General features: G+C 41.4%; 19 protein-coding genes. 9 read left to right on the forward strand and 10 right to left on the reverse strand.

Features of this window, described 5'->3' with window-relative positions:
• The first annotated feature begins 96 nt into the window (after positions 1-96).
• Positions 97-525 carry a hypothetical protein gene (locus tag J2Y37_RS03615; RefSeq protein WP_004669504.1) on the forward strand — a complete coding sequence of 143 codons (429 nt, stop codon included), beginning with the start codon at positions 97-99 and terminating at the stop codon, positions 523-525.
• A 63-nt stretch (positions 526-588) separates the two neighbouring features.
• Here the strand turns inward: J2Y37_RS03615 and lpxO are convergent, their stop codons facing one another.
• The 3 genes from lpxO to J2Y37_RS03630 all read right to left on the reverse strand — a co-directional run bounded on the left by lpxO (position 589) and on the right by J2Y37_RS03630 (position 3,755).
• Positions 589-1,494, reverse strand: coding sequence for a lipid A hydroxylase LpxO (gene lpxO, locus J2Y37_RS03620; protein WP_349031901.1), 906 nt, complete (start codon positions 1,492-1,494; stop codon positions 589-591).
• Positions 1,495-1,682: 188 nt separating this feature from the next.
• On the reverse strand, positions 1,683-2,993 hold the full coding sequence (locus tag J2Y37_RS03625; protein WP_004669500.1) for an MFS transporter: 1,311 nt from the start codon (positions 2,991-2,993) through the stop codon (positions 1,683-1,685).
• 120 nt (positions 2,994-3,113) lie between these two features.
• Positions 3,114-3,755 (reverse strand): hemolysin III family protein, encoded by a 642-nt coding sequence (locus tag J2Y37_RS03630; RefSeq protein WP_349031902.1) that lies wholly within the window; start codon positions 3,753-3,755, stop codon positions 3,114-3,116.
• Positions 3,756-3,855: 100 nt separating this feature from the next.
• Here J2Y37_RS03630 and J2Y37_RS03635 point away from each other — a divergent pair, with 100 nt between their 5' ends.
• Complete coding sequence (locus J2Y37_RS03635) at positions 3,856-5,130, forward strand: SAM-dependent methyltransferase (protein ID WP_349031903.1); 1,275 nt, start codon at positions 3,856-3,858, stop codon at positions 5,128-5,130.
• Positions 5,124-5,576 carry a GNAT family N-acetyltransferase gene (locus tag J2Y37_RS03640; protein WP_349031904.1) on the forward strand — a complete coding sequence of 151 codons (453 nt, stop codon included), beginning with the start codon at positions 5,124-5,126 and terminating at the stop codon, positions 5,574-5,576. The genes J2Y37_RS03635 and J2Y37_RS03640 overlap by 7 nt, the downstream gene beginning before the upstream one ends.
• A gap of 57 nt (positions 5,577-5,633) precedes the next feature.
• On the opposite strand, the gene J2Y37_RS03645 is transcribed toward J2Y37_RS03640, so the two are convergent.
• The 5 genes from J2Y37_RS03645 to J2Y37_RS03665 all read right to left on the reverse strand — a co-directional run bounded on the left by J2Y37_RS03645 (position 5,634) and on the right by J2Y37_RS03665 (position 10,922).
• Positions 5,634-5,864, reverse strand: a complete 231-nt coding sequence (locus J2Y37_RS03645) for a hypothetical protein (protein ID WP_005195365.1) — start codon at positions 5,862-5,864, stop codon at positions 5,634-5,636.
• 225 nt (positions 5,865-6,089) lie between these two features.
• Positions 6,090-6,944, reverse strand: a complete 855-nt coding sequence (locus J2Y37_RS03650) for a patatin family protein (RefSeq protein ID WP_349031905.1) — start codon at positions 6,942-6,944, stop codon at positions 6,090-6,092.
• Positions 6,945-7,010: 66 nt separating this feature from the next.
• Complete coding sequence (locus J2Y37_RS03655) at positions 7,011-7,271, reverse strand: hypothetical protein (RefSeq protein WP_004669488.1); 261 nt, start codon at positions 7,269-7,271, stop codon at positions 7,011-7,013.
• 164 nt (positions 7,272-7,435) lie between these two features.
• Positions 7,436-9,571 carry a 3-hydroxyacyl-CoA dehydrogenase NAD-binding domain-containing protein gene (locus J2Y37_RS03660; protein ID WP_349031906.1) on the reverse strand — a complete coding sequence of 712 codons (2,136 nt, stop codon included), beginning with the start codon at positions 9,569-9,571 and terminating at the stop codon, positions 7,436-7,438.
• Between the two features lie 145 nt (positions 9,572-9,716).
• On the reverse strand, positions 9,717-10,922 hold the full coding sequence (locus tag J2Y37_RS03665) for an acetyl-CoA C-acetyltransferase (RefSeq protein WP_349031907.1): 1,206 nt from the start codon (positions 10,920-10,922) through the stop codon (positions 9,717-9,719).
• 173 nt (positions 10,923-11,095) lie between these two features.
• Between J2Y37_RS03665 and J2Y37_RS03670 the strand changes: the two genes are divergently transcribed.
• The gene (locus J2Y37_RS03670) at positions 11,096-11,638 is read left to right on the forward strand and encodes a hypothetical protein (RefSeq protein ID WP_349031908.1); all 543 of its coding nucleotides are present in this window, start codon (positions 11,096-11,098) and stop codon (positions 11,636-11,638) included.
• Between the two features lie 59 nt (positions 11,639-11,697).
• Here J2Y37_RS03670 and J2Y37_RS03675 read toward each other — a convergent pair whose 3' ends face one another.
• On the reverse strand, positions 11,698-12,162 hold the full coding sequence (locus J2Y37_RS03675; protein WP_349031909.1) for a GNAT family N-acetyltransferase: 465 nt from the start codon (positions 12,160-12,162) through the stop codon (positions 11,698-11,700).
• Between the two features lie 93 nt (positions 12,163-12,255).
• Complete coding sequence (locus tag J2Y37_RS03680) at positions 12,256-13,269, reverse strand: AraC family transcriptional regulator (RefSeq protein WP_005195376.1); 1,014 nt, start codon at positions 13,267-13,269, stop codon at positions 12,256-12,258.
• Between the two features lie 213 nt (positions 13,270-13,482).
• Here J2Y37_RS03680 and J2Y37_RS03685 point away from each other — a divergent pair, with 213 nt between their 5' ends.
• The 5 genes from J2Y37_RS03685 (at position 13,483) to J2Y37_RS03705 (ending at position 20,847) form a co-directional block, all read left to right on the forward strand.
• Positions 13,483-14,601 carry a CaiB/BaiF CoA-transferase family protein gene (locus tag J2Y37_RS03685; protein WP_349031910.1) on the forward strand — a complete coding sequence of 373 codons (1,119 nt, stop codon included), beginning with the start codon at positions 13,483-13,485 and terminating at the stop codon, positions 14,599-14,601.
• 123 nt (positions 14,602-14,724) lie between these two features.
• A complete protein-coding gene (locus J2Y37_RS03690) occupies positions 14,725-15,966 on the forward strand; it encodes a carbohydrate porin (protein WP_349031911.1) in 1,242 nt (413 codons plus the stop codon).
• A gap of 144 nt (positions 15,967-16,110) precedes the next feature.
• A complete protein-coding gene (locus tag J2Y37_RS03695) occupies positions 16,111-18,507 on the forward strand; it encodes a glucose/quinate/shikimate family membrane-bound PQQ-dependent dehydrogenase (RefSeq protein WP_349031912.1) in 2,397 nt (798 codons plus the stop codon).
• Positions 18,508-18,725: 218 nt separating this feature from the next.
• The gene (locus J2Y37_RS03700; protein ID WP_349031913.1) at positions 18,726-20,369 is read left to right on the forward strand and encodes a nitrite/sulfite reductase; all 1,644 of its coding nucleotides are present in this window, start codon (positions 18,726-18,728) and stop codon (positions 20,367-20,369) included.
• Complete coding sequence (locus J2Y37_RS03705; RefSeq protein WP_349031914.1) at positions 20,362-20,847, forward strand: DUF934 domain-containing protein; 486 nt, start codon at positions 20,362-20,364, stop codon at positions 20,845-20,847. Before J2Y37_RS03700 ends, J2Y37_RS03705 begins: the two co-directional genes overlap by 8 nt.
• The last annotated feature ends 13 nt before the right edge of the window (positions 20,848-20,860 follow it).

The following is a 20,860-nucleotide window of genomic DNA, read 5'->3' on the forward strand; positions in this document are numbered from 1 at the left end:
TTTTTTACGATAAACTACTTGAGTGGAATCAAGCTTTGTAGTTTTATTAGCAGACTTACAGTTCTTCGTTGAATTGATATTAGAAGCGGGAAGACAATGAAAAAAGCATTACAACTTTTAATTTTAGCAAGTGCGACGACATCAGGTTTTGCACTTGCGGCAGATGTTCCACAAACTACGACAGTGGATAAAGTGCAGGCTGCAAAAGGAGAGACTTCTGCTCAAGCACAGGTTAAGCATGATGTCACAACGGTCATTAGTCCACGTACGGGCATTCGCTATACTTTAGGCGATACGGGTAACCGTCCAATCGTGTTGCAAACCGCTGCGATTGCACCAGCAAATTCTGCCAATATCAATCGTATCGTGGCATCAAATCCTGCACTTTCTGAAAAGAGCCAAGAAAAAGCCAAGATTGCTTTAATTGGTGAAGCAGCGGTACAAGCTGCGAATGCAGCAGCTGCACAAACTGCGAGTGCACAAGCACCACAGACAGCAAGCACTCAAACAGCGAAAACAAATTAATTGATCATTTTTTCAATAAAAAAGAGATGCTAAGGCATCTCTTTTTTATTTTAATACCAGCCTTTATAAGAGGCTTGGTAATAAAATCAAACCAATAAGGATCGCAAACATTAACCATTTTAAAGCATAGTACAGTGGGCGATTGCGTTGTTTTAAGCCACGACCATAGTGGTGAACGGCATAACCATATTTGAAAATACGGTTAATAAAACCAGTCTTATCTTGATCATCATTTGGTGAGCTTGCTGCCGACATAATATTGCGACCAAACCAGTGATTAAATCTTTGCGCCCAGCCCCATTTCATTGGACGTTCAATATCACAGAACAAGATGATCCGAGTTTGATCGGTTTTATTATGTGCCCAGTGTACATAGGTTTCATCAAATACAGTGGCTTCGCCATCTCTCCAGCTATACCGTTCCTGATCGACTTCGATAAAGCAATCATCACTATTGGGCGTCACTAAACCCAAGTGATAACGAACTGAACCGGCATAAGGATCACGGTGTTTACCCAAATAGCTTCCAGATGGAAGTTCAGTAAACATAGCGGCTTTGACTGATGGGATGCTTTCTAGTAATGCCACAGTTTTTGGGCAAAGTTGTTGTGCGGAAGGGTGGCTATCCCGATACCATTTCAAATAAAAACGCTTCCAACCACGTTTAAAGAACGTGTTGAAACCTGCATCATTATTTTTTTCAGCGGCTTTGATTTGATTTTGTAGTTGAATCGCTTCTTCCCGAATCATTTGCCAATTATCTTGTAGTGGTTTGAGTTCAGGGAATTGCGCCACATCAAAAAATGGCTGGTTCGGTAACTTCGAGAAACCAGTCATAAACATATTGATAGGAGCTAAGAAGGTCGAATGATCGAATAATTGTCGAGATGCTTTTAATCGCTCTTTGCCACGATAATATGTATATAAAAAACTGACTAAAAATACGGCAACGATAATCACTGCGTACATAAGTGCAATCATCTAGAAAATGGGAGGCGGCCATTTTAGCATAAAAAATATTGTGTAGAATGTTGCGATAAAATCAATTTTATTGATTGCCGCGCCATGCGATGAATGGATGCCAATTCGGTGATTTTTTGTATATTTATTTAAACCTCCCTTGTGTAAGGGAGGTGTATTTTCGACGAAAGACGTGATTAAACTTGGTTATTTACATCGTCATGTTTAGTCTCACGCATCATTAAAAATGCGATCAACGATAAAATTGAAGCCAAGCTGAGATACAAACCCACCGCACCAAGTCCATAACTTTCAGCCAGTTTGGTTGCAATATAAGGTGCAAATGAAGCACCAAAAATGCCAGCCAAGTTAAAGGTCAACGCTGAGCCAGTGTAGCGGACTGAAGTTGGGAAAAGTTCAGACAAAATCGTACCGATTGGACCGTAGGTGAGTCCCATGATCGAAAGACCAATACATAAGAATAAAAATACCAGTATTGGATTACCTGAATCGAGTAGGGGCGCAAAACACAATCCAAATAAAGCAGAAAGTATGCAGACTGCGATGGAGGTTTTTCTACGACCAAATTTCTCTGCGAGAATAGCTGCAATCGGAATAAATGCAGCAAAACATAAGGTGGCAACCAGTTGTAGCTGAAGAAAATCTCCACGTGCATAACCCAGTTTGGTGGTTCCCCAGTTCAGCGCGAATACCGTTGTCAGGTAGAACACCACAAAAGTACAAATCGCAGCAACTGTGCCGAGTACCAACATTTTGAAGTGTTTGGTCATGACTTCTTTGAAGGGTACATTCACTTCTTTTTGCTTATCTAAGACCTTTTGGAAAGCAGGCGTTTCATGCAGTTTTAAACGAATATATAAACCGACTAACACCAGTACTGCACTGGCGATGAACGGAATACGCCAGCCCCATTGCATAAAGGCTTGTTCCGACATGAATGCATTCAATAATAGAAATGAACCTGTTGCAAGGATAAAGCCAATCGGCGCACCCAATTGAGGGAACATTCCATACCAAGCGCGTTTTCCTTCAGGCGCATTTTCAGTGGCGAGTAAAACCGCACCACTCCACTCACCACCTAAGCCCAAACCTTGTCCTAAACGACATAAGGCGAGCAGTAGAGGTGCTGCAATACCAATTTGTACATAGGTTGGCAGTAAGCCGATGCAGACGGTTGAAATCCCCATGGTGAGCAAGGCGGCAACCAAGGTTGCCTTACGTCCGATTCGATCACCCAAATGTCCAAAAACTGCAGCACCAATCGGGCGGGCAATAAAGGCAAGTGCGAAAGTTGCAAGGGATTGTAATACGGCTGCGCCATCGCTACTTTCAGGGAAAAAGAGATGGGGGAAAACCAGTACTGCGGCTGTGGCGTAGATATAAAAGTCAAAAAACTCAATCGTAGTACCAACCAGACTGGCAAATAATACCCGTACTTTTGAATTGCTTGCCACTTCAGGGGTGGCAGCCGTAGCGTTTGACGACATACAAGACCTTAATTCTCATTATCCAAGACATAGATAGATGTATTGTTTGGATATTCCTTTTTTAATGCGGAGTTTACTCAGGAAACCTGATGTTATGGAGCGCGTATTTATTGGTGCTCATCATAGGACATAACAGTAGATCGCTAAAAAATGTAACCCTGCTCCTAGCAGCACAAAAACATGCCAAATTGCGTGGCTATATCTTACCTTTTTTAAGGCATAAAACAATGTACCGACGGTATAAGCCAGTCCACCTGCGATTAATAGCTCTAGCGCCTCTCGAGAGAGATAGAGTTGCATATCATCCATCAGTAGAACAGCGAGCCAACCCATGACCAAATACGCTGCCAGTGAAAGCTTTTGGAAACGGTGAATGAACACTAATTTAAACAGTGTTCCGATCATTGCGATAACCCAAAGTGCAATGAGTAGGTAATGTGCTTTTGCCGTTGGAATCGCGATACTTAAAAAAGGCGTGTATGTCCCTGCGATGAGATAATAAATCGCCGTATGATCTAGTTTTTTATACCAATATCGTTTGTTTTCATCTTGGGCGAAGTGGTAGAGCGTTGAGCTAAGGAGTAATAGCACCAGACTAAAACCATAGATCCATAAACTCATCCATTGAGCTAAAGGGAGATAGTAACCTTTGATAATGAGAAAAATTGAGGCAATTAAAGCGAATATTGCGCCAATAGCATGACTATAAGCGTTTAGTCGTTCTTCTTTTGGATCATAATCCAACAGTGAGTTCATGTTCATGGCAATACGCTTTGCATAAAAATACGACTGTATCGTAATGCAATTTCCCTTTTAAAGTAAGACGCTTTAAAATTTAGTTTCTATTTGTTAGGTTTTCATTATGTTTGCGCCGATTTTTTCTTTTGAACAAGAACAGCAGTTTTTTCTAGAAGTACAGCAAGCTATTGAAAATAGAAGTTTTGATCGCCTGATTCTCAGTCAATATAAAGGTGAGTTGGCAGATTTAGAGAAAATGACGTTTCGGATTATTGAGCTGCAAGGGCGGGCGGTTTTGTCCTGTTTATATCACCATAAGACGCAAGACATCACCAAGAACTATACTATGGACGAGGGTGTAGAGAGAATTGCAGCATTGTTAGCTCAGTCTAAGCAGGCGAATTTATTTAGCGCAACACAAGAGATTCAACTCAAGAAAAATAAAAAGAAAGCCATGTTAAATGCACAGAAAAAACAGGCAACAGGCATCGTTGAACAACAGCACAATCGGGAAAAGCAACGTTATATTCAACAGCAAAGTCCGTTCTTAACACATTTAGGTATTACCGATGCCAATGGCCAAATTATTCCAAGCATGGCGCGTAAATGGAAACAGATTAATAAGTTTATCGAGATCTTTTCCAATGCCTATGAGCAAATTGATGCCTCACAACAAGCATTGAAGATCGTTGATTTTGGTTCAGGTAAAGGCTATTTAACGTTTGCCTTATATGATTATTTACAAGCACAAGGCAAGACACCACTGATTACTGGGGTTGAACTCCGCTCAAACTTGGTTGAGTTTTGTCAGAAAGTGGCTGATGAGGTAGGATTTAATCACCTCGATTTCTTTGAGGGGGACGTACGTAGTTATCAACCTGATGATGAGCGAGGATTAAATGAAGCATCGCTTCATCCGAGCGCAAGGCGAGAACCTCGTTCGAGTGACTTAGATGTGATGATCGCACTGCATGCCTGTGATGTGGCAACGGATTTTGCGATTCATACAGGGATCCGTCTCAATGCTTCGATGATCATGTGCGCACCGTGTTGTCATAAAGAATTAAGACCACAACTCAAAAGTCCAGAAGTGTTGCAACCGATGTTGCAATTTGGGATTCATGCTGGGCAACAGGCAGAAATGCTTACAGATACTTTACGTGCTTTGTTGCTTAAGGCTTATGGCTATGAAACCAAAGTGTTTGAATTCGTGTCTTTGGAACATACCAGTAAAAACAAGATGATCTTGGCGACCAAGCGTAAAAATGTTCAACAACCTGACCCTAAAATTATGCAACAAATTCAAGCCTTGAAAACCATGTATGGCATTGAAAAACAAAGTTTGGAATTGTTGTTGCAAGATCAAATGCCAATCGAGAACTTGGGTTGTAAATGTTAATTCAAACTGAGAAAGATATGTTTAAAGTTGAAAATGGGCAATGGAGTCAATTGCAGCTACAGCAAGACGCTAAATTCATTCGAGAATTGGTCTTTATTCAGGAACAGAATATTCCTGAACAAGATGAATGGGATGATCAAGATCCAGTGTCACAACATTTTGTGGTTTATGACCAAGATCGAGCGATTGCGACGGCTCGGTTATTGCCAGATCATCATCTAGGACGTGTTGCGGTACTACCAGAATACCGAGGGCAGGGCATTGGGCGATTGATCATGCTTGATATGATTGCTTATGCTAAATCCCAAAATCATCCATTGTTACAGCTATCTGCACAAACGCATGCGACTTCATTTTATGAAAAGCTTGGATTTACGGTGCAAGGTGATGAATATGATGAGTGTGGTATTCCGCATATTGAAATGATGATGCCAATCATCAAATAAGTCGAGTCAGCAGGTGAACTCATCACTTATTTGATTGCTTGGTGGTTTGAATGGGTATTAAGGATGTTGATGTTGTTCCGCAACTTCTGAGGCTGCGGAATGGCTATGGTTCAGCTCTTTTTCTTGTTGAATTTTACGTTGAGCGCCAGGCATATAGTCAGGCTCTTGGGTCATCGCCAAATAGAAAAAGCTTAAAAAGATCGTGCTTAATATCCCAACAATGATGACAAACTTCCATCCCAATACCGTTTCATTTGAATCTTTTTGTGGGGATGGTTGATTGCTCATAAGAGATTCCAAATATAAAAATTTGATTTTGCGCCTTTTTTATATCCGTTGACAAGGGGGGGACTTGGAGAGGTTTATGCTTTGTTGTGCAATACCTTAAATAGACTTCTTACACGATTCCTTGTGCTCCTCCCGATAGAAGAAACACAAAGAGGATGTGATTAATGATGGAAGCGATCTAATCGTTTCTTTTGTTTAGCTTATAAACTCGGAAGATTATCAGGTCTAAAGAGAATGCCAGTCTTCAATGGCTTTTAGACCTGTTTCTACGCCGACATCATAACTATAGCGAATCTTCGCTTTATTTTTGGAAAGTCGACTTGCCATGTTTTTTAAATCAGGTGGGCAGACTTCTAGGATTTTTTGTTCCGATGACGAGCGTACGAAATTGACCGCATCATTATAACGTTGGGTTCTTGCTAGTAGACTTTGAGCAAAACCATGTTGTTGTTTAAATAAATATTTCGCCAAAAACTGATCGCCTTTGCTACTGGCTTTATAGTAATTCTTAGGGCGCGTTCGCAATACCATCAGTTTGGAAACATGATCTTGTTTGGCTGCCCAATGCACAGGCAATGCATCTGCCACTCCACCGTCAAAGTAAGGTTCACCGAAGACTTCAACGGCTTGACGTGTCAGCACAGGAATAGAACTGGATGCTCTTAACCCATCAAGAATATTGTCTCTAGAGGCTCTGATATAGGTTGCTTCACCTGAAATGGCATGAGTCAGCACCATATAAAATTCTGGATGATTGGAAAATAGATGGCTTTGATTTAGTGGATGCTCTTTTTCCACCACATCCCACATCCATTTTAAATCGAGTAAGTCACCGCCTTTGAAAAAGCGACCATAATGGATGAATTCAGAACGAAGGGAGTGATCTAGACAAATTTCTAGTGTACGTCCGTGTTGGGCTGCAAGATAATTTGCAACATTGGTTGAGCCTGAGGAAACACCAATACACAGATCGAAAGGATTAAATTGTTGCTGTAAAAATGCATCTAAGACACCGCTGGTAAATGCACCACGCATTCCACCACCTTCAACGACGAGTGCCTGACGATTTTGTTGAAGCATTGAAAATCTCGAATAACATGATAAATCCCTGTTTAACACGGATTTATCATGTTCGACAATAGCACTTTAGTGCTGATGATGCTCTGATTCAGGGGCAACTGTTGCTGCCGCATTTTTTTTAGCCGCTTCTAAGGCTTCAGGAGACATTGCTGGTGCAGTTTTCAATGCATGTTGTTGGCTACTGGTTTGTTTGTGACTTGGCATATAGTCAGGTTCGTTGGTAATCGCTAAGTAAAAAATAACCATAAAAACAAAGCTTAGAATGATCGTGATAATCAGCGCTTTCCACCCCCAAGGTGAAGTTTCTGGGCACAATTTCTCAGACATAAGACAAATTTCCAAAGGACAAAAAATAAGGCAGAATTAGGAGAATTTATAGCATATTTTGTGATGTATTAGGCAGAAGTTTTGCAGTGATTTTGTCGAATAGTAAAAAGCCCAGATCGATCATGACGATCGATATGGGCTTTAACTTATTAGAAAGAAATCAATTATTGGATGATTTCTTTCTTTTGTGCTTTGTCTTTCAACAATTGTGGTGGATTGAAACGTTCACCATATTGAGCAGCCAATTGTTCAGCACGTTGCAATGATTTTTCAATACCATTCTGATTTAAGAACTGAATCGCGCCGCCAGTCCACGGTGCAAAACCAATTCCAAAAATCGAGCCGACATTGGCATCAATCACAGATTCCAAAACGCCTTCTTCATAACAACGCAAAGTATCAAGTGCTTGAACAAACAAGAAGCGATCAATCATTTCTTGTTCAGAAATGTCATTGTCTTTCTGCCAACGGCTGAGTCCATCCCATAGATGCTTTTTACCACTTTCAGGATATTCATAGAAACCTGCACCCGCAGCTTTACCTTTACGGTCTAACTCGTGAACCATGCTGTGTACCACATCATCCACAGGTGTTTTGGGTAAGTCTTTGCCTTCGGCTTGTAGTGCTTTACGAGTTTCATTGGTAATGTGTTCAGTCAAAGTGAGTGACACTTCATCCTGAATGGCGAGTGGACCAACGGGCATACCTGCTTTCAGTGCCGCCATTTCAATTTTGGCAGGGTGTACACCTTCAGCCAGTAAGCGCATACCTTCTTGAATAAACGTACCAAACACGCGACTGGTAAAGAAGCCACGACTGTCATTGACTACAATTGGGATTTTTCCAATTTGTTGAACGAAGTCATAGGCTTTCGCTAAAGTCTCAGCAGATGTGTTTTTGCCTTTGATGATTTCAACCAATTGCATTTTGTCGACTGGGCTAAAGAAGTGTAAGCCAATAAATGCTTTGTCATCTTTGCTAGCTTGCGCTAAACCCGTGATAGGTAATGTCGAGGTATTTGATGCAAAAATACCACCTTCGACTAAATACTGTTCAGCTTCTTGGGTGACTTTGGCTTTGAGTGCTTGATTCTCAAACACTGCTTCAATAATCAAATCACAGCCTTGTAGGTCTGCTGCATCTGCTGTGGCGGTAATCAATGCTAAAACCTGATCACGTTTTTCCGCAGTCATACGACCTTGTGAAACGCGTTTATCCAATAGTTTCTGCGAATAAGCTTTGCCTTTTTCTGCATTTTCGACAGATACGTCTTTGAGTACGACAGGTGTGCCTTTGATCGCGGTTGAATAGGCAATACCTGCACCCATCATACCTGCACCAAGTACACCGACTTTGCTCGCTTGCCATTTTGCGACATCGGCAGGACGACTTGCGCCTGACTTGATCGCATTCAGACCATGCCAAAAAGTACCAATCATATTCTTGGCGACATTCCCAATTGTTAATTGGGCAAAGTAGCGAGATTCGATGCGTAAAGCGGTATCCACATCAACTTGTGCACCTTCAACTGCCGCGGCCATGATGGCTTCAGGTGCAGGGTAGCAGCCTTTGGTTTTATCACGCAGCATGGCTGGTGCAATCGCAAGCACTTGAGCGACTGCTGGGGTTTTTGGATCGCCACCCGGGATTTTGTAGCCTTTCACATCAAAGGGTTGTTGAGACTTTGGATTGGCTTTGATCCAAGCAATGGCTTTATCTAACAGCTCTTGTTCATTCTCAGCCGTGTCATGTATTAAACCGAGAGATTTTGCTTTATCTACACCAAACTGTTTCCCTTCCATGAGGAATGGAAATGCATTTTGTAAGCCGAGTAGGCGTACCATACGGACAATACCACCACCACCCGGAAGTAAGCCTAAGGTCACTTCAGGTAAACCGAACTTGGTTTTCGGATCATTGATGGCAATACGATAATGACAACCTAAAGCGATTTCCCAACCACCGCCGAGGGCAGTGCCGTTTAAAGCAGCAACGACAGGCACACCTAACGTTTCAATGCTGCGCAAGTCGCCTTTGAGCTTTTCAATCATGTTGAAAAATTCAGTGGCATGTTCAGGTTGAACCTGAATCAGTTCATCAAGATCGCCGCCAGCAAAGAAGGTTTTCTTGGCTGAACGGAAAATAACACCTTTGAGATCAGTTTCAGCTTTGAGCTTTTGACTCACTTCATCTAAAGCATCACGGAACTCTGCATTCATGGTATTTGCAGATTGACCAGATGAATCAAGGGTAAGAATTACAATATTGTCAGCGTTTTTTTCGTATTTAATAGCGCTCATACATCATCGTCCTAAATTTATTTCTTAAAAACGCTGGCGAAGCAGAGCTTGCAAGGCGGAAATATCTGAAAAAGCGCAGTTTACGATGTGTAAATGAGCATTTTTGAAGATGTTTTCAACGTGGCAAGATCAATGCAGCCAGTTTTTATACCAATTCGATAATCGTAGCGATGCCCATACCACCACCAACACATAAAGTTGCCAGACCACGTTTTTTGCCTTGACGCTCTAATTCATCAAGTAAAGTGCCTAAGATCATTGCACCAGTTGCACCCAATGGATGGCCCATTGCGATTGCACCACCATTGACGTTGACTTTCTCAGCAGGAACTTTAAGTTCAGTGATAAAACGCATGACCACTGCGGCAAAAGCTTCATTCACTTCAAACAGGTCAATGTCATCAATGGTTAAGCCAGCTTTGGCTAATGCTTTACGTGCAGCGGGTGCAGGACCAGTCAGCATAATGGTTGGATCTGTACCCACCAATGCGGTTGCAAGTACTTTGGCACGAGGTTTTAAGCCTTGTTCTTTGACTGCTTTTTCAGAAGCAAGCAATACAACTGCTGCACCATCCACGATACCTGATGAGTTACCTGCGTGATGCACATGGTTAATTTTTTGCGCTTCTGGATATTTCTGTAGTGCAACGGCATCGAAACCCATTTGTCCCATCATTTCAAAGCTGGCATTCAGTTTTGCCAAACCTTCAACGGTGGTGTTGCCTCGAATGAACTCGTCTTTGTCTAAAATCATTACTCCTGAATGATCTTTGATAGGGACTACAGATTTATCAAAATATCCATTGGCTTGTGCCGTTGCAGCTTTCTGTTGTGAAGCTACAGCAAAAGCATCGACATCTTCGCGGCTATAACCATCAAGCGTTGCGATCAGATCAGCGCCAACACCTTGAGGAACAAAAGATGATTTTAAGTTGGTTTCAGGATCAAGCGCCCATGGACCACCATCTGAACCCATTGGAATACGTGACATTGATTCAACACCACCAGCAACCACGATATCCTCCCAACCTGAGCGAACTTTTTGTGCTGCCATATTTACGGCTTCTAAACCAGACGCACAGAAACGGTTGATTTGAACACCTGCAACATCATCATTCCAACCTGCTGCAATCGCTGCGGTTTTGGCAATATCACCGCCTTGGTCAGCAATAGGGGTTACACAACCTAAAACGATATCATCGACTTTTGAGGTATCGAGTTGATGACGTTGTTGTAATTCATTCAGTAATATTGTGAGTAAAGTAATAGGTTTGACTTCATGCAGTGAGCCGTCTTTTTTTCCTTTTCCGCGTGGTGTGCGAATGGCATCAATAATATAGGCCTCGCTCATAGCTTTTCCTTGTGTCACCTTAAAATTGTTGTGTATTGAGTGTACTCAATTTAAATGTCAGTGCAATGATGATAAACATTGGCAAATCTGATGTTTTTCGCCAATTTACTGGATTGTCTGATAAGTGAATTGTTCAGTAAAATAGGCAGCCATAATTCAACATAATTATCTTGATGAAATTCATTAATATTATTGGTATAACAGGTTCAGGTAAGTCTACGCTTGCTCGGAAACTGGCACAAAAACGACAATTGCAATATATCGAACTTGATAATTTACTTTGGCTGGATGATTGGCAGGAATCGCCAAATGATGCATTTTTTTGCAAGCTTAAATCGAGCATGGATGCCGCATCAACAGGTTGGGTCATTGATAATCTTTATACACGTAGTATCGATATGATTTGGTCTGAGGTTGATACCGTCATTTGGCTCGACTATTCATTTTCTATAAATTTATATCGACTAACGAAACGAACTTTGTGGCGTGCTCTGAGTCGGAAACCGCTATGGGAAAATTCTAATAACAGAGAAAGTTGGAAAATGATGCTCTCTAAACAATCAATCTTTCTGTGGATGTTTCAGAAATATCCACAAAATAAACACAGATATTTAGCCATGATGCAAAATCCAGAATATCAGCATATTCGATTTATTCGTTTAACTTCGCCTAAGCAGACAGAAGAATTTTTAAAGAAGATTGATATGTTGGAATGACATCTTTTTTATCCCAAAGGAATAGAGCAGTGGCTATTTACAGAATAGATATACTGCTTTCATTTATTTGATAAATCTAAATGAAAAAATTGGCTGTACTCAGATTCTGTGTATTCAGCAAAAGCCGCCCCTTGTATGAAACCAAACTTTTTATACAGATGGATTGCGGCATCAAAGTTTGAATCTTTTCCAGTTTCTAAACTGATTTTTTGATATTGACGTTGTTTTGCTATTCTTAATAAATAATCTAGAATTTGCGTGGCTACCCCATTTCGCAAATAATTAGGATGAGTTCGCATTGATTTGAGTTCAGCATGTTGATGTGTCAATTCTTGAATAGCGCCGCAACCTAATAATTTGTCTTCATTCCAAAGAGTATAAAAACTAATACTGTCCTTTTGTAGACTGTCTAGATTTAATGCAAAACTATTTTCAATTGGGGTGTTTTGATGCATACCATATAAATGGATACGAATTAATTCCTGAACTTGCGGATGTGAAAAATCACCTTTTTTAAAAATCATTATTCATTTTGATTGTTGATAACTATGGTAGATAAATACCATAATTTTTAATAAGTGTTCAACTTTGATAAGTTGAACACCATATCGAACTAATTAATTGTGATGCCCATGCAACTGGCGATATAAACCCGGCGTGACACCTGTCCATTTCTTAAAGGCACGGTGGAAAGTACTGGTTTCACTAAAGCCGACTTGTTGAGCAACATCTTCAAGGGTGAGATTCGGCGTCAACAATAAGTGAATCGCAGCATCACGACGTAATGCGTCTTTCACACCTTGATAACTCTTACCTTCGGCAGCTAAACGACGACGCAAGGTTTGTGGAGATAAATACAACATTGACGCAACATCATTGAGTGTTGGCATCTCTTCGCCGATTTGGCTTTTTAGCACATCACGAATACGTGACGTCAGCGAGTTGGTGTTTTTGAATTTCACCAATAATTGAGCTGGTGCAGCTTTCAAGAATTCTTCTAAACTTTTGTCATCTTGACGAATGGGTAAATCAAGATAATCTGCGGCAAAAGTAATTTCGGTACGTGGTGCGTCGAATTGCATCACAGGCGCAAAAAACAGCGCATCATATTCATCGGCATGATTTGGGCGTTCATAACCAAAATGAACACGCTCTAAGGGTAAACGACGTTCAATCAACCATGAGGCAAGTCCATGCCAAATCATCAGCATACTTTCAGTGATGAAATGATCTGGGTCTAATGCTTTAGGAATATGTGGAACCAAACGCGCTTCATGTTTATCGCGTTCTAAGCTTACTGACCATTCATCCCCAAACAGTTTGTAGAATTGGGATGACAGCTCAAGTGCTTGTCCAAGTGTCTTCGAGTGAATTATTAATTGGCACATGATGGCAAATGTACCTAAACGACGCGGTTGGACATCGAAACCAACATGCTCGTCTTGGGTGACCATCCATAACATTTTGACAAAGCGAGTGTACTGCTCTGGGGAGATCCGTGCTTTGGGTTGTCGCAGCAGCTCAGCCTCTATACCGACATGTGAAAGTAATGTTTCAACGTCCATGCCTAGGCGTTTTACACCTGTTAAAGCCGCATTCACGAAGTGGATGCTGATCGTATCACGGCTCATATTGAATCCTTCAGTTTCTTTACTATTCACGATAATTGACCTAAATAACCGTCTAAAATATCAAATTGGGCAATTGACAATAAAAATAATTGCCCAATGCGTACATGTTAAATTGCCGAAACTATCAAGGTAAATGGCTGAACATGACATTGTTTTTGTGTTTATCCACACCTAGTATAAAAGAAAATTTGAACAAATTGAGTAAAAATTATTATGCCATCTGCACTAAAGGGATTGAAAGTCCTAGATTTTTCCACATTATTACCAGGTCCATTTGCCAGTATGTATCTAGCAGACATGGGTGCAGAAGTGATCCATGTTGAATCTCCAACGCGTCCAGATCTTGTAAGGATTATGCCACCCTATGCCAATGGTCAAGCCACTGCACACAGTTATCTCAACCGAAATAAGCAGTCGATTGCACTAGATTTGAAAGATGCGGCAAATATTGAACTGATCAAAAATAAAATTTCTGAGTTTGATATTGTGCTTGAGCAGTTCCGTCCTGATGTAATGCGCCGTCTAGGTTTGGATTATGAAACCTTGGCAGAGATAAATCCACGTTTAATTTATTGTTCGATTACGGGCTATGGTCAAACGGGAGGATATAAGGATCGAGCGGGGCATGATATTAACTATTTAGCTCTGGCTGGTATTTCAGGTCATAGTGGGCGTCAAGACAGTGGACCACCGCCACTGGGGATTCAAATTGCTGATGTTGCAGGTGGTTCTTTACATGCTGTGATTGGAATCTTAGCCGCAGTTGTAGAGCGCCAACGCAGTGGTATGGGACAATATATTGATATTTCCATGACCGATTGTGTGGCGAGTCTAAATAGTATGGCGGCTTCAGCCAGTCTTGCTGGGAAAACACCACAAGCACCTGAAGCTGGAATGTTAAACGGCGCGAGTTTCTATGACTATTATGAAACCAAAGATGGTCGCTATTTCTCAGTTGGGAGTTTAGAACCTCAATTCATGGCTGGTTTAGCTGCTGCTTTAGAGTTGCCATTACTTTTGGCAAAAGGCACATCATTCGATCCAGAAGATCGTCAAACAGTAAAACAAGCTTTAAAAGATAAATTTAAAACTCAAGACTTCGCAGTTTGGCAGTCAATATTCCAAGCGTTAGATATTTGCGTAGAACCTGTATTAACGCTGGATGAGGCATTGGTATCGACAATTGCTCAACAACGAGGTTGGGTCGTGGATGTTCCGGTATCTGAGAATGCTGAACAGACCGAGCCTCAATTGGGCTGTCCGATTCAATTTTCACGTTCAAAAATGCAGTACGCTTTTATTGGTCAGGGCTTGGGTGAAGGTAAATGGTAGAAAATATGTGCATTTAATCACTGATTGTTAAAATATTGTACAGATCGTTAACATTTTGAATAAATTGTTATTTAAAAATCGGAGTAACCTTTTATAGACAATAACATAAAAGGTTACGTAAACATGACAATCTCTAAATCTATGATTGTTTCTTGTTTATCCGTTCTATCATTGAGTCTTTTTTCACATCATACTCAAGCAGCCGCAGCATTTGATCCAAATGGTCAGTGGATGTTTGGTGATTGGAACGGTCAACGCACTGCGTTACAGGAACAGGGTTATCAGTTTTCTGCAGGTTACACGGGTGAATTCGCAGGAGTTTTAGACTCCAAACAGCATTCTAGTCATGGCAGTGAATATACTGGACAGTTGGCTTTAGGCACGCATCTCGACCTAAATAAAATTTTAGGTTGGCAAGACACCGAAGCACAACTCACTTTAACTTATCGTGATGGTCAGTCGTTGTCGCAAACTGCAGATGGTTTGCAAGGACATTTAAGTTCTGCACAAGAAGTCTGGGGGCGTGGTCAAACTTGGCGCTTAACTGAATTGTGGATCAAAAAGAAATTTTTAGATCAAGCGCTCGATATTAAAGTCGGGCGTTTTGGTGAAGGTGCAGATTTCAACAGTTTTGATTGTGATTTCCAAAACTTAGCACTATGTGGTTCACAAGTCGGTAACTGGGTGGGTGACCAATGGTACAACTGGCCTGTAAGCCAGTGGGCATTGCGTGTCAAATATAACCTACAACCAAATCTTTATGCGCAAATCGGGGCATATGAATATAACCCTGAAAACTTGCAGCGCGGCAAAGGTTTTAACTTAAGTACTGATGGCTCTCATGGTGCGATTATTCCAGCAGAAGTGGTTTGGACACCAAAATTAGGCGAGCTAGCTTTAGCTGGTGAGTACCGTTTTGGCTATTACTACAGTACAGCGGATGCTGAAGAAATTGCGAATCCAGCGAAAACTTCACATAAGCAGGGTGGTTGGTTTACTGCCAAGCAACAGTTAACCCGTCATGATGGTCAATCTGATCGTGGTCTAACAGGTTTCGTCAATGTCACGGTGCATGATTCTAAAACCAACTCAGTCAAAGACATGCAAAATGTCGGTTTGATTTATAAAGGCTTACTTGATCAACGTCCCCAAGACGAACTTGCTTTGGGTGTTGCGCGTATTCATGCCAATGACAAAAACAACAGTTTATTGAATGAAGAATACAACACTGAATTGTATTACGGCATTCATGCGACTAACTGGCTAACCATTCGACCAAATATTCAATATGTACACCATGTGGGTGCATTGAAGAATGGCGATAAAACGTGGGTTGGCGGCATTAAGTTCCAAACTATTTTCTAATTCTACATTCGAAAAATTTTGCAGATTTGATTCATCTATTGGGTGAGATCTGCAAGGTTTTTCGTTGTGATTTGAACTCGACCATTTACAAGATTGATCGTCTTGTTGATGGACCTCAAAATACAAAAGATGCAAGGTGATCGTATGAATCAATCTGCTTCAAAATCGGGGCTTAGAACATTGACGGTAATAATTCTTGCCCTCATTGCATTGTTCTTGCTCGTTGGCGGTATCTGGCTCGCAGCAATCGGCGGGTCTTTTTATTATGTAATTGCTGGTGTGTTGTTGCTTATCGTAGCGGTGCAACTGTATAAGCGCGCATCTGGACCTTTATGGGTTTATGCAGCTTTGATGTTAGGCAGTGTGGTGTGGGGTGTTTGGGAAGTTGGTACTGACTTTTGGGCACTAGCACCACGTCTAGATATATTAGGTATATTAGGCTTGTGGCTTTTAGTTCCTGCGGTAACGCGAGGAATTGATAATCTGACCTCAAGTAAAGTTGCATTATCCTCTACTTTGGCGATTGCCATCGTGGTAATGGTGTATTCGATCTTTAATGATCCACAAGAAATCAATGGTGTGATCGAAACGCCGCAACCTGAACAAGCAAAAGCGCTTGAAGGGATTGCACCTGAGGATTGGCCAGCTTATGGTCGTAGCCAAGGTGGCGAGCGTTATTCTCCACTTGCACAGATTAATGACCAAAATGTCAAAGATTTGAAAGTTGCTTGGACTTTCCGTACTGGTGATTTTAGAACCGAAAATGATTCAGGTGAAACCACCAATCAGGTTACACCGATCAAAATTGGTAATAATCTGTTTATGTGTACGCCACATCAGCATTTAATTGCGATTGATCCTGCAACTGGTCAAGAAAAATGGCGCTTTGATCCAAAACTGAAAACGGATAAAACCTTCCAACACTTAACCTGTCGTGGTGTGATGTACTACGATGCGGATAATACCACCAAGTTTGCAACAAGCTTACAGGCTAAAAAATCAAGTTCGACAGAATGTCCGCGTAAAGTCTTTGTTCCTGTCAATGATGGTCGTTTGGTTGCGGTCAATGCAGATACGGGTAAAGCATGCTCTGACTTTGGTGACAATGGTGAAGTCGATTTACAAGCCTTTATGCCTTTTGCCTATCCAGGTGGCTATAACCCGACTTCACCGGGAGTGGTATCAGGTACAACTGTAGTGATTGCAGGCTCTGTGACAGATAACCACTCGAATAAAGAACCATCTGGTGTCATTCGTGGTTATGACGTAAATACAGGTAAATTGCTGTGGGCATTTGATACGGGTGCTGAAAATCCAAATGCATTGCCAGGTGAGGGTGGAACTTTTGTTCACAACTCTCCGAATGCATGGGCGCCACTTGCCTATGACGCAAAACTTGATATTGTCTACGTGCCGACAGGTGTGGGTACCCCTGATATTTGGGGCGGAGATCGTACTGAGTTAAAAGAGCGTTATGCCAACTCAATGCTCGCAATTAACGCAACCACAGGTAAGTTGGTCTGGCATTTCCAAACCACACATCATGATTTGTGGGATATGGATGTACCATCGCAACCTTCGCTCGCTGATATTCAAGATAAATCTGGTCAAACCATTCCTGCGATTTATGTATTAACAAAAACAGGTAATGTATTTGTGTTAGATCGCCGTACTGGTGAGACTGTTGTACCGATTAATGAGAAACCAGTACCGCAAACAGTGAAATGGGGACCACAAACCAAAGGTGAGTTTTACGCAAAAACTCAGCCGTTCTCTGACTTTAATTTAGCACCGAAAGATAAGTTAACTGATAAAGACATGTGGGGTGCCACGATGTTTGATCAGCTCATGTGTCGTGTGAAATTTAAACGTCTGAACTACGATGGTATTTATACGCCACCATCTGAAAATGGTACTTTAGTTTTCCCGGGTAACTTAGGTGTGTTTGAGTGGGGCGGCATGTCAGTCAATGCGGATCGTCAAGTTGCAGTCATGAATCCAATTGGCTTACCGTTTGTAAGTCGTTTAATACCAGCAGACCCAAATCGTCAAGCGGTTGCGCGTGGTGCGGGTACTGAACACGGTATGCAGCCAATGTATGGTACGCCTTATGGTGTTGATATTAGCCCGTTCCTCTCACCATTTGGCTTGCCATGTAAGCAACCAGGTTGGGGCTTTGTTGCTGGTGTCGACCTGAAGACCCATGATGTGGTTTGGAAGAAACGTATCGGTACGATTCGTGATAGTTTGCCAACATTATTCCAATTACCACCTGTGAAAATTGGTGTGCCAGGACTAGGCGGTCCAATGTCGACTGCGGGTAATGTGATGTTCGTAGCAGCGACACAAGATAATTATATTCGCGCATTTAATGTCAGTAATGGTGATAAGTTATGGGAAGCGCGTTTACCTGCGGGTGGACAAGCAACACCAATGACTTATGAAATTAATGGCAAACAATACGTGGTGATTATGGCTGGTGGACATGGTTCATTTGGTACAAAAATGGGTGATTACCTCGTTGCGTACGCATTGCCTTAAATCCCTCCCAGCCTCCCTTTCATAAAGGGAGGAGTTCCCCTCTTTATAAAAGAGGGGCTAGGGGAGATTGAAAGCCCAGATTCATCTGGGCTTTTTTTTGAGTCGTGATATAGGCTTATCAATAAAACAGTTATTAAATATGCAAAAAAAGCATTTTGTTGATGAAGGAAAGCTGGTTATGCTAGTCGCCTTTATCATGAATTTACTAGCCGTACGCCATGTATTTATATACTGATTTCGATCAACAATTGATTAATCAACGTGTTGCTCAGTTCCGTGATCAAACAGAACGCTATTTAGCGGGAAAATTGACTGAAGATGAGTACCGTCCATTACGTTTGCAAAATGGTTTATATGTGCAACGCTATGCGCCAATGCTGCGTATCGCTGTGCCGTATGGCTTAATGAATTCTAAACAGTTACGTAAAATTGCAGAAATTGCGACTGAATATGATCGTGGTTATGCTCACGTATCAACCCGTCAAAATATTCAATTGAACTGGCCTGCATTGGAAAATGTGCCTGATATTCTTGCTGAACTTGCAACTGTTCAAATGCATGCCGTTCAAACCTCTGGTAACTGTATCCGTAATACCACAACTGACCAATTTGCAGGTGTGGTTGCAGGTGAGGTTGCTGATCCACGTCCGACCTGTGAATTAATTCGCCAGTGGAGTACCTTCCATCCTGAGTTTGCCTTTTTACCTCGTAAATTCAAGATCGCTGTTTCTGCTTTAGAAGAAAAAGATCGCGCGGCAACTGCATTCCACGATATTGGTATTTATCTGGTACGTAATGAAGCGGGCGAAATGGGTTATAAAATCATGGTTGGTGGTGGCTTAGGTCGTACACCGATTATTGGTAATGTCATTCGTGAGTTTTTACCACGCGAAGATTTGATTGCTTATTTGGAAGCGACTTTACGTGTCTACAATTTACATGGTCGTCGTGATAACAAATACAAAGCGCGTATCAAAATTTTGGTAAAAGCATTAACGCCTGAAGTATTTGCACAAAAAGTTGAAGCTGAATTTGAACACACCCGTGAATCATTAAAGATTCAACCTGAAATATTGAAAAAACTAGATCAAGAATTTACGCCATTTGATTATCAAGCATTAGAAGACCAAGATTTTACTGCATTGTTTGCTGAGTATCCAAAATTCAAACAATGGTTTAACGTCAACACCAATGCCCATAAGGTTAAAGGTTATCGTATCGTGACGATTTCTTTGAAACGGGCAGGTATTGCACCAGGTGATGTGACTTCTGAAGAAATGAACTTAATCGCAGATTTAGCGGATAAGTATACTTTTGGTGAGTTCCGTACCACACACGAACAGAATATTTCACTGGTTGATGTTCCACAAAAAGATTTGTTCGAATTGTGGCAAACACTTGACCAGAACGATATGGCGCGTGCGCATATTGGTTTTATTACGGACATTATTTGCTGTCCAGGTGGTGATTTCTGTTCATTGGCAAATGCCAAATCGATTCCAATTTCAGAAGCGATTACACGTCGTTTTGATGACTTAGATACTGTTTACAATCTAGGTGAACTTGATCTGAATATCTCTGGTTGTATGAATGCCTGTGGTCATCACCATGTCGGTAATATCGGAATCCTCGGTGTCGATAAAAAAGGTGCAGAGTTCTATCAAATCACTTTAGGTGGTCATGCAGATCATGATGCATCGATTGGTGATATTTTAGGGCCATCTTTTGCTGCGGACGTTGTCCCTGATGTGATTGAAGAGATTTTGAATACTTATCTTGATCTACGTACAGAAGACGAGCGTTTTATCGATACCTATCGTCGTGTGGGGATTCAACCATTTAAGGAGCGTGCTTATGCTTAATACAACGCTACAAGTGCTTTCTAAAGATGGCACCATTGCCGACAATACTTATCAAGTCATCGCTGAAGATGGTGTGATTCCTCAAGGTGATGTGGTTGTAACAACTGCGCAAATCGATCAATTGGAAAATGTGCAAGGTAAAAAAGCACTTTATTTGACCGTGAATGATTCTCCTGAAACGAATCAATTTCCATTAAATGATTTTGATGCCATTTTCATTGAGTTTGCTGGTTTTAACGATGGTCGTGGTTATTCATTTGCTGCGTTATTGCGTCGTCAAGGTTACCAAGGTGAATTACGTGCGGTGGGTGATATCTTTAAGGATGTTTTAAATTATTTAAAACGCTCTGGATTCGATACCTTTGTCGTGAAAGAAGGTAAGGATATTCATGAAGCGGCTGCTGGGCTTCAAGATTTTACCAATCCTTATCAAGCTTCGACGGCTGTACCACAAGCGAGCTATCAGACTGGGGCATAAACCAGACGAAATA

The organism is Acinetobacter sp. 3657, from assembly GCF_031456775.1.
Classification (GTDB): domain Bacteria; phylum Pseudomonadota; class Gammaproteobacteria; order Pseudomonadales; family Moraxellaceae; genus Acinetobacter.

Excerpts from the sequence above, each read along its gene's own strand:
- J2Y37_RS03675 (WP_349031909.1), bottom strand. The coding sequence starts at position 12,162 with ATGATTTTTAAAAAAGGTGATTTTTCACATCCGCAAGTTCAGGAATTA.
- J2Y37_RS03700 (WP_349031913.1), top strand. The coding sequence starts at position 18,726 with ATGTATTTATATACTGATTTCGATCAACAATTGATTAATCAACGTGTT.
- lpxO (WP_349031901.1), bottom strand. The coding sequence starts at position 1,494 with ATGTACGCAGTGATTATCGTTGCCGTATTTTTAGTCAGTTTTTTATAT.
- J2Y37_RS03695 (WP_349031912.1), top strand. The coding sequence starts at position 16,111 with ATGAATCAATCTGCTTCAAAATCGGGGCTTAGAACATTGACGGTAATA.
- J2Y37_RS03690 (WP_349031911.1), top strand. The coding sequence starts at position 14,725 with ATGACAATCTCTAAATCTATGATTGTTTCTTGTTTATCCGTTCTATCA.
- J2Y37_RS03615 (WP_004669504.1), top strand. The coding sequence starts at position 97 with ATGAAAAAAGCATTACAACTTTTAATTTTAGCAAGTGCGACGACATCA.
- J2Y37_RS03670 (WP_349031908.1), top strand. The coding sequence starts at position 11,096 with ATGAAATTCATTAATATTATTGGTATAACAGGTTCAGGTAAGTCTACG.
- J2Y37_RS03680 (WP_005195376.1), bottom strand. The coding sequence starts at position 13,269 with ATGAGCCGTGATACGATCAGCATCCACTTCGTGAATGCGGCTTTAACA.
- J2Y37_RS03625 (WP_004669500.1), bottom strand. The coding sequence starts at position 2,993 with ATGTCGTCAAACGCTACGGCTGCCACCCCTGAAGTGGCAAGCAATTCA.
- J2Y37_RS03630 (WP_349031902.1), bottom strand. The coding sequence starts at position 3,755 with ATGAACATGAACTCACTGTTGGATTATGATCCAAAAGAAGAACGACTA.
- J2Y37_RS03655 (WP_004669488.1), bottom strand. The coding sequence starts at position 7,271 with ATGTCTGAGAAATTGTGCCCAGAAACTTCACCTTGGGGGTGGAAAGCG.
- J2Y37_RS03705 (WP_349031914.1), top strand. The coding sequence starts at position 20,362 with ATGCTTAATACAACGCTACAAGTGCTTTCTAAAGATGGCACCATTGCC.
- J2Y37_RS03635 (WP_349031903.1), top strand. The coding sequence starts at position 3,856 with ATGTTTGCGCCGATTTTTTCTTTTGAACAAGAACAGCAGTTTTTTCTA.
- J2Y37_RS03640 (WP_349031904.1), top strand. The coding sequence starts at position 5,124 with ATGTTAATTCAAACTGAGAAAGATATGTTTAAAGTTGAAAATGGGCAA.
- J2Y37_RS03685 (WP_349031910.1), top strand. The coding sequence starts at position 13,483 with ATGCCATCTGCACTAAAGGGATTGAAAGTCCTAGATTTTTCCACATTA.
- J2Y37_RS03665 (WP_349031907.1), bottom strand. The coding sequence starts at position 10,922 with ATGAGCGAGGCCTATATTATTGATGCCATTCGCACACCACGCGGAAAA.
- J2Y37_RS03645 (WP_005195365.1), bottom strand. The coding sequence starts at position 5,864 with ATGAGCAATCAACCATCCCCACAAAAAGATTCAAATGAAACGGTATTG.
- J2Y37_RS03650 (WP_349031905.1), bottom strand. The coding sequence starts at position 6,944 with ATGCTTCAACAAAATCGTCAGGCACTCGTCGTTGAAGGTGGTGGAATG.
- J2Y37_RS03660 (WP_349031906.1), bottom strand. The coding sequence starts at position 9,571 with ATGAGCGCTATTAAATACGAAAAAAACGCTGACAATATTGTAATTCTT.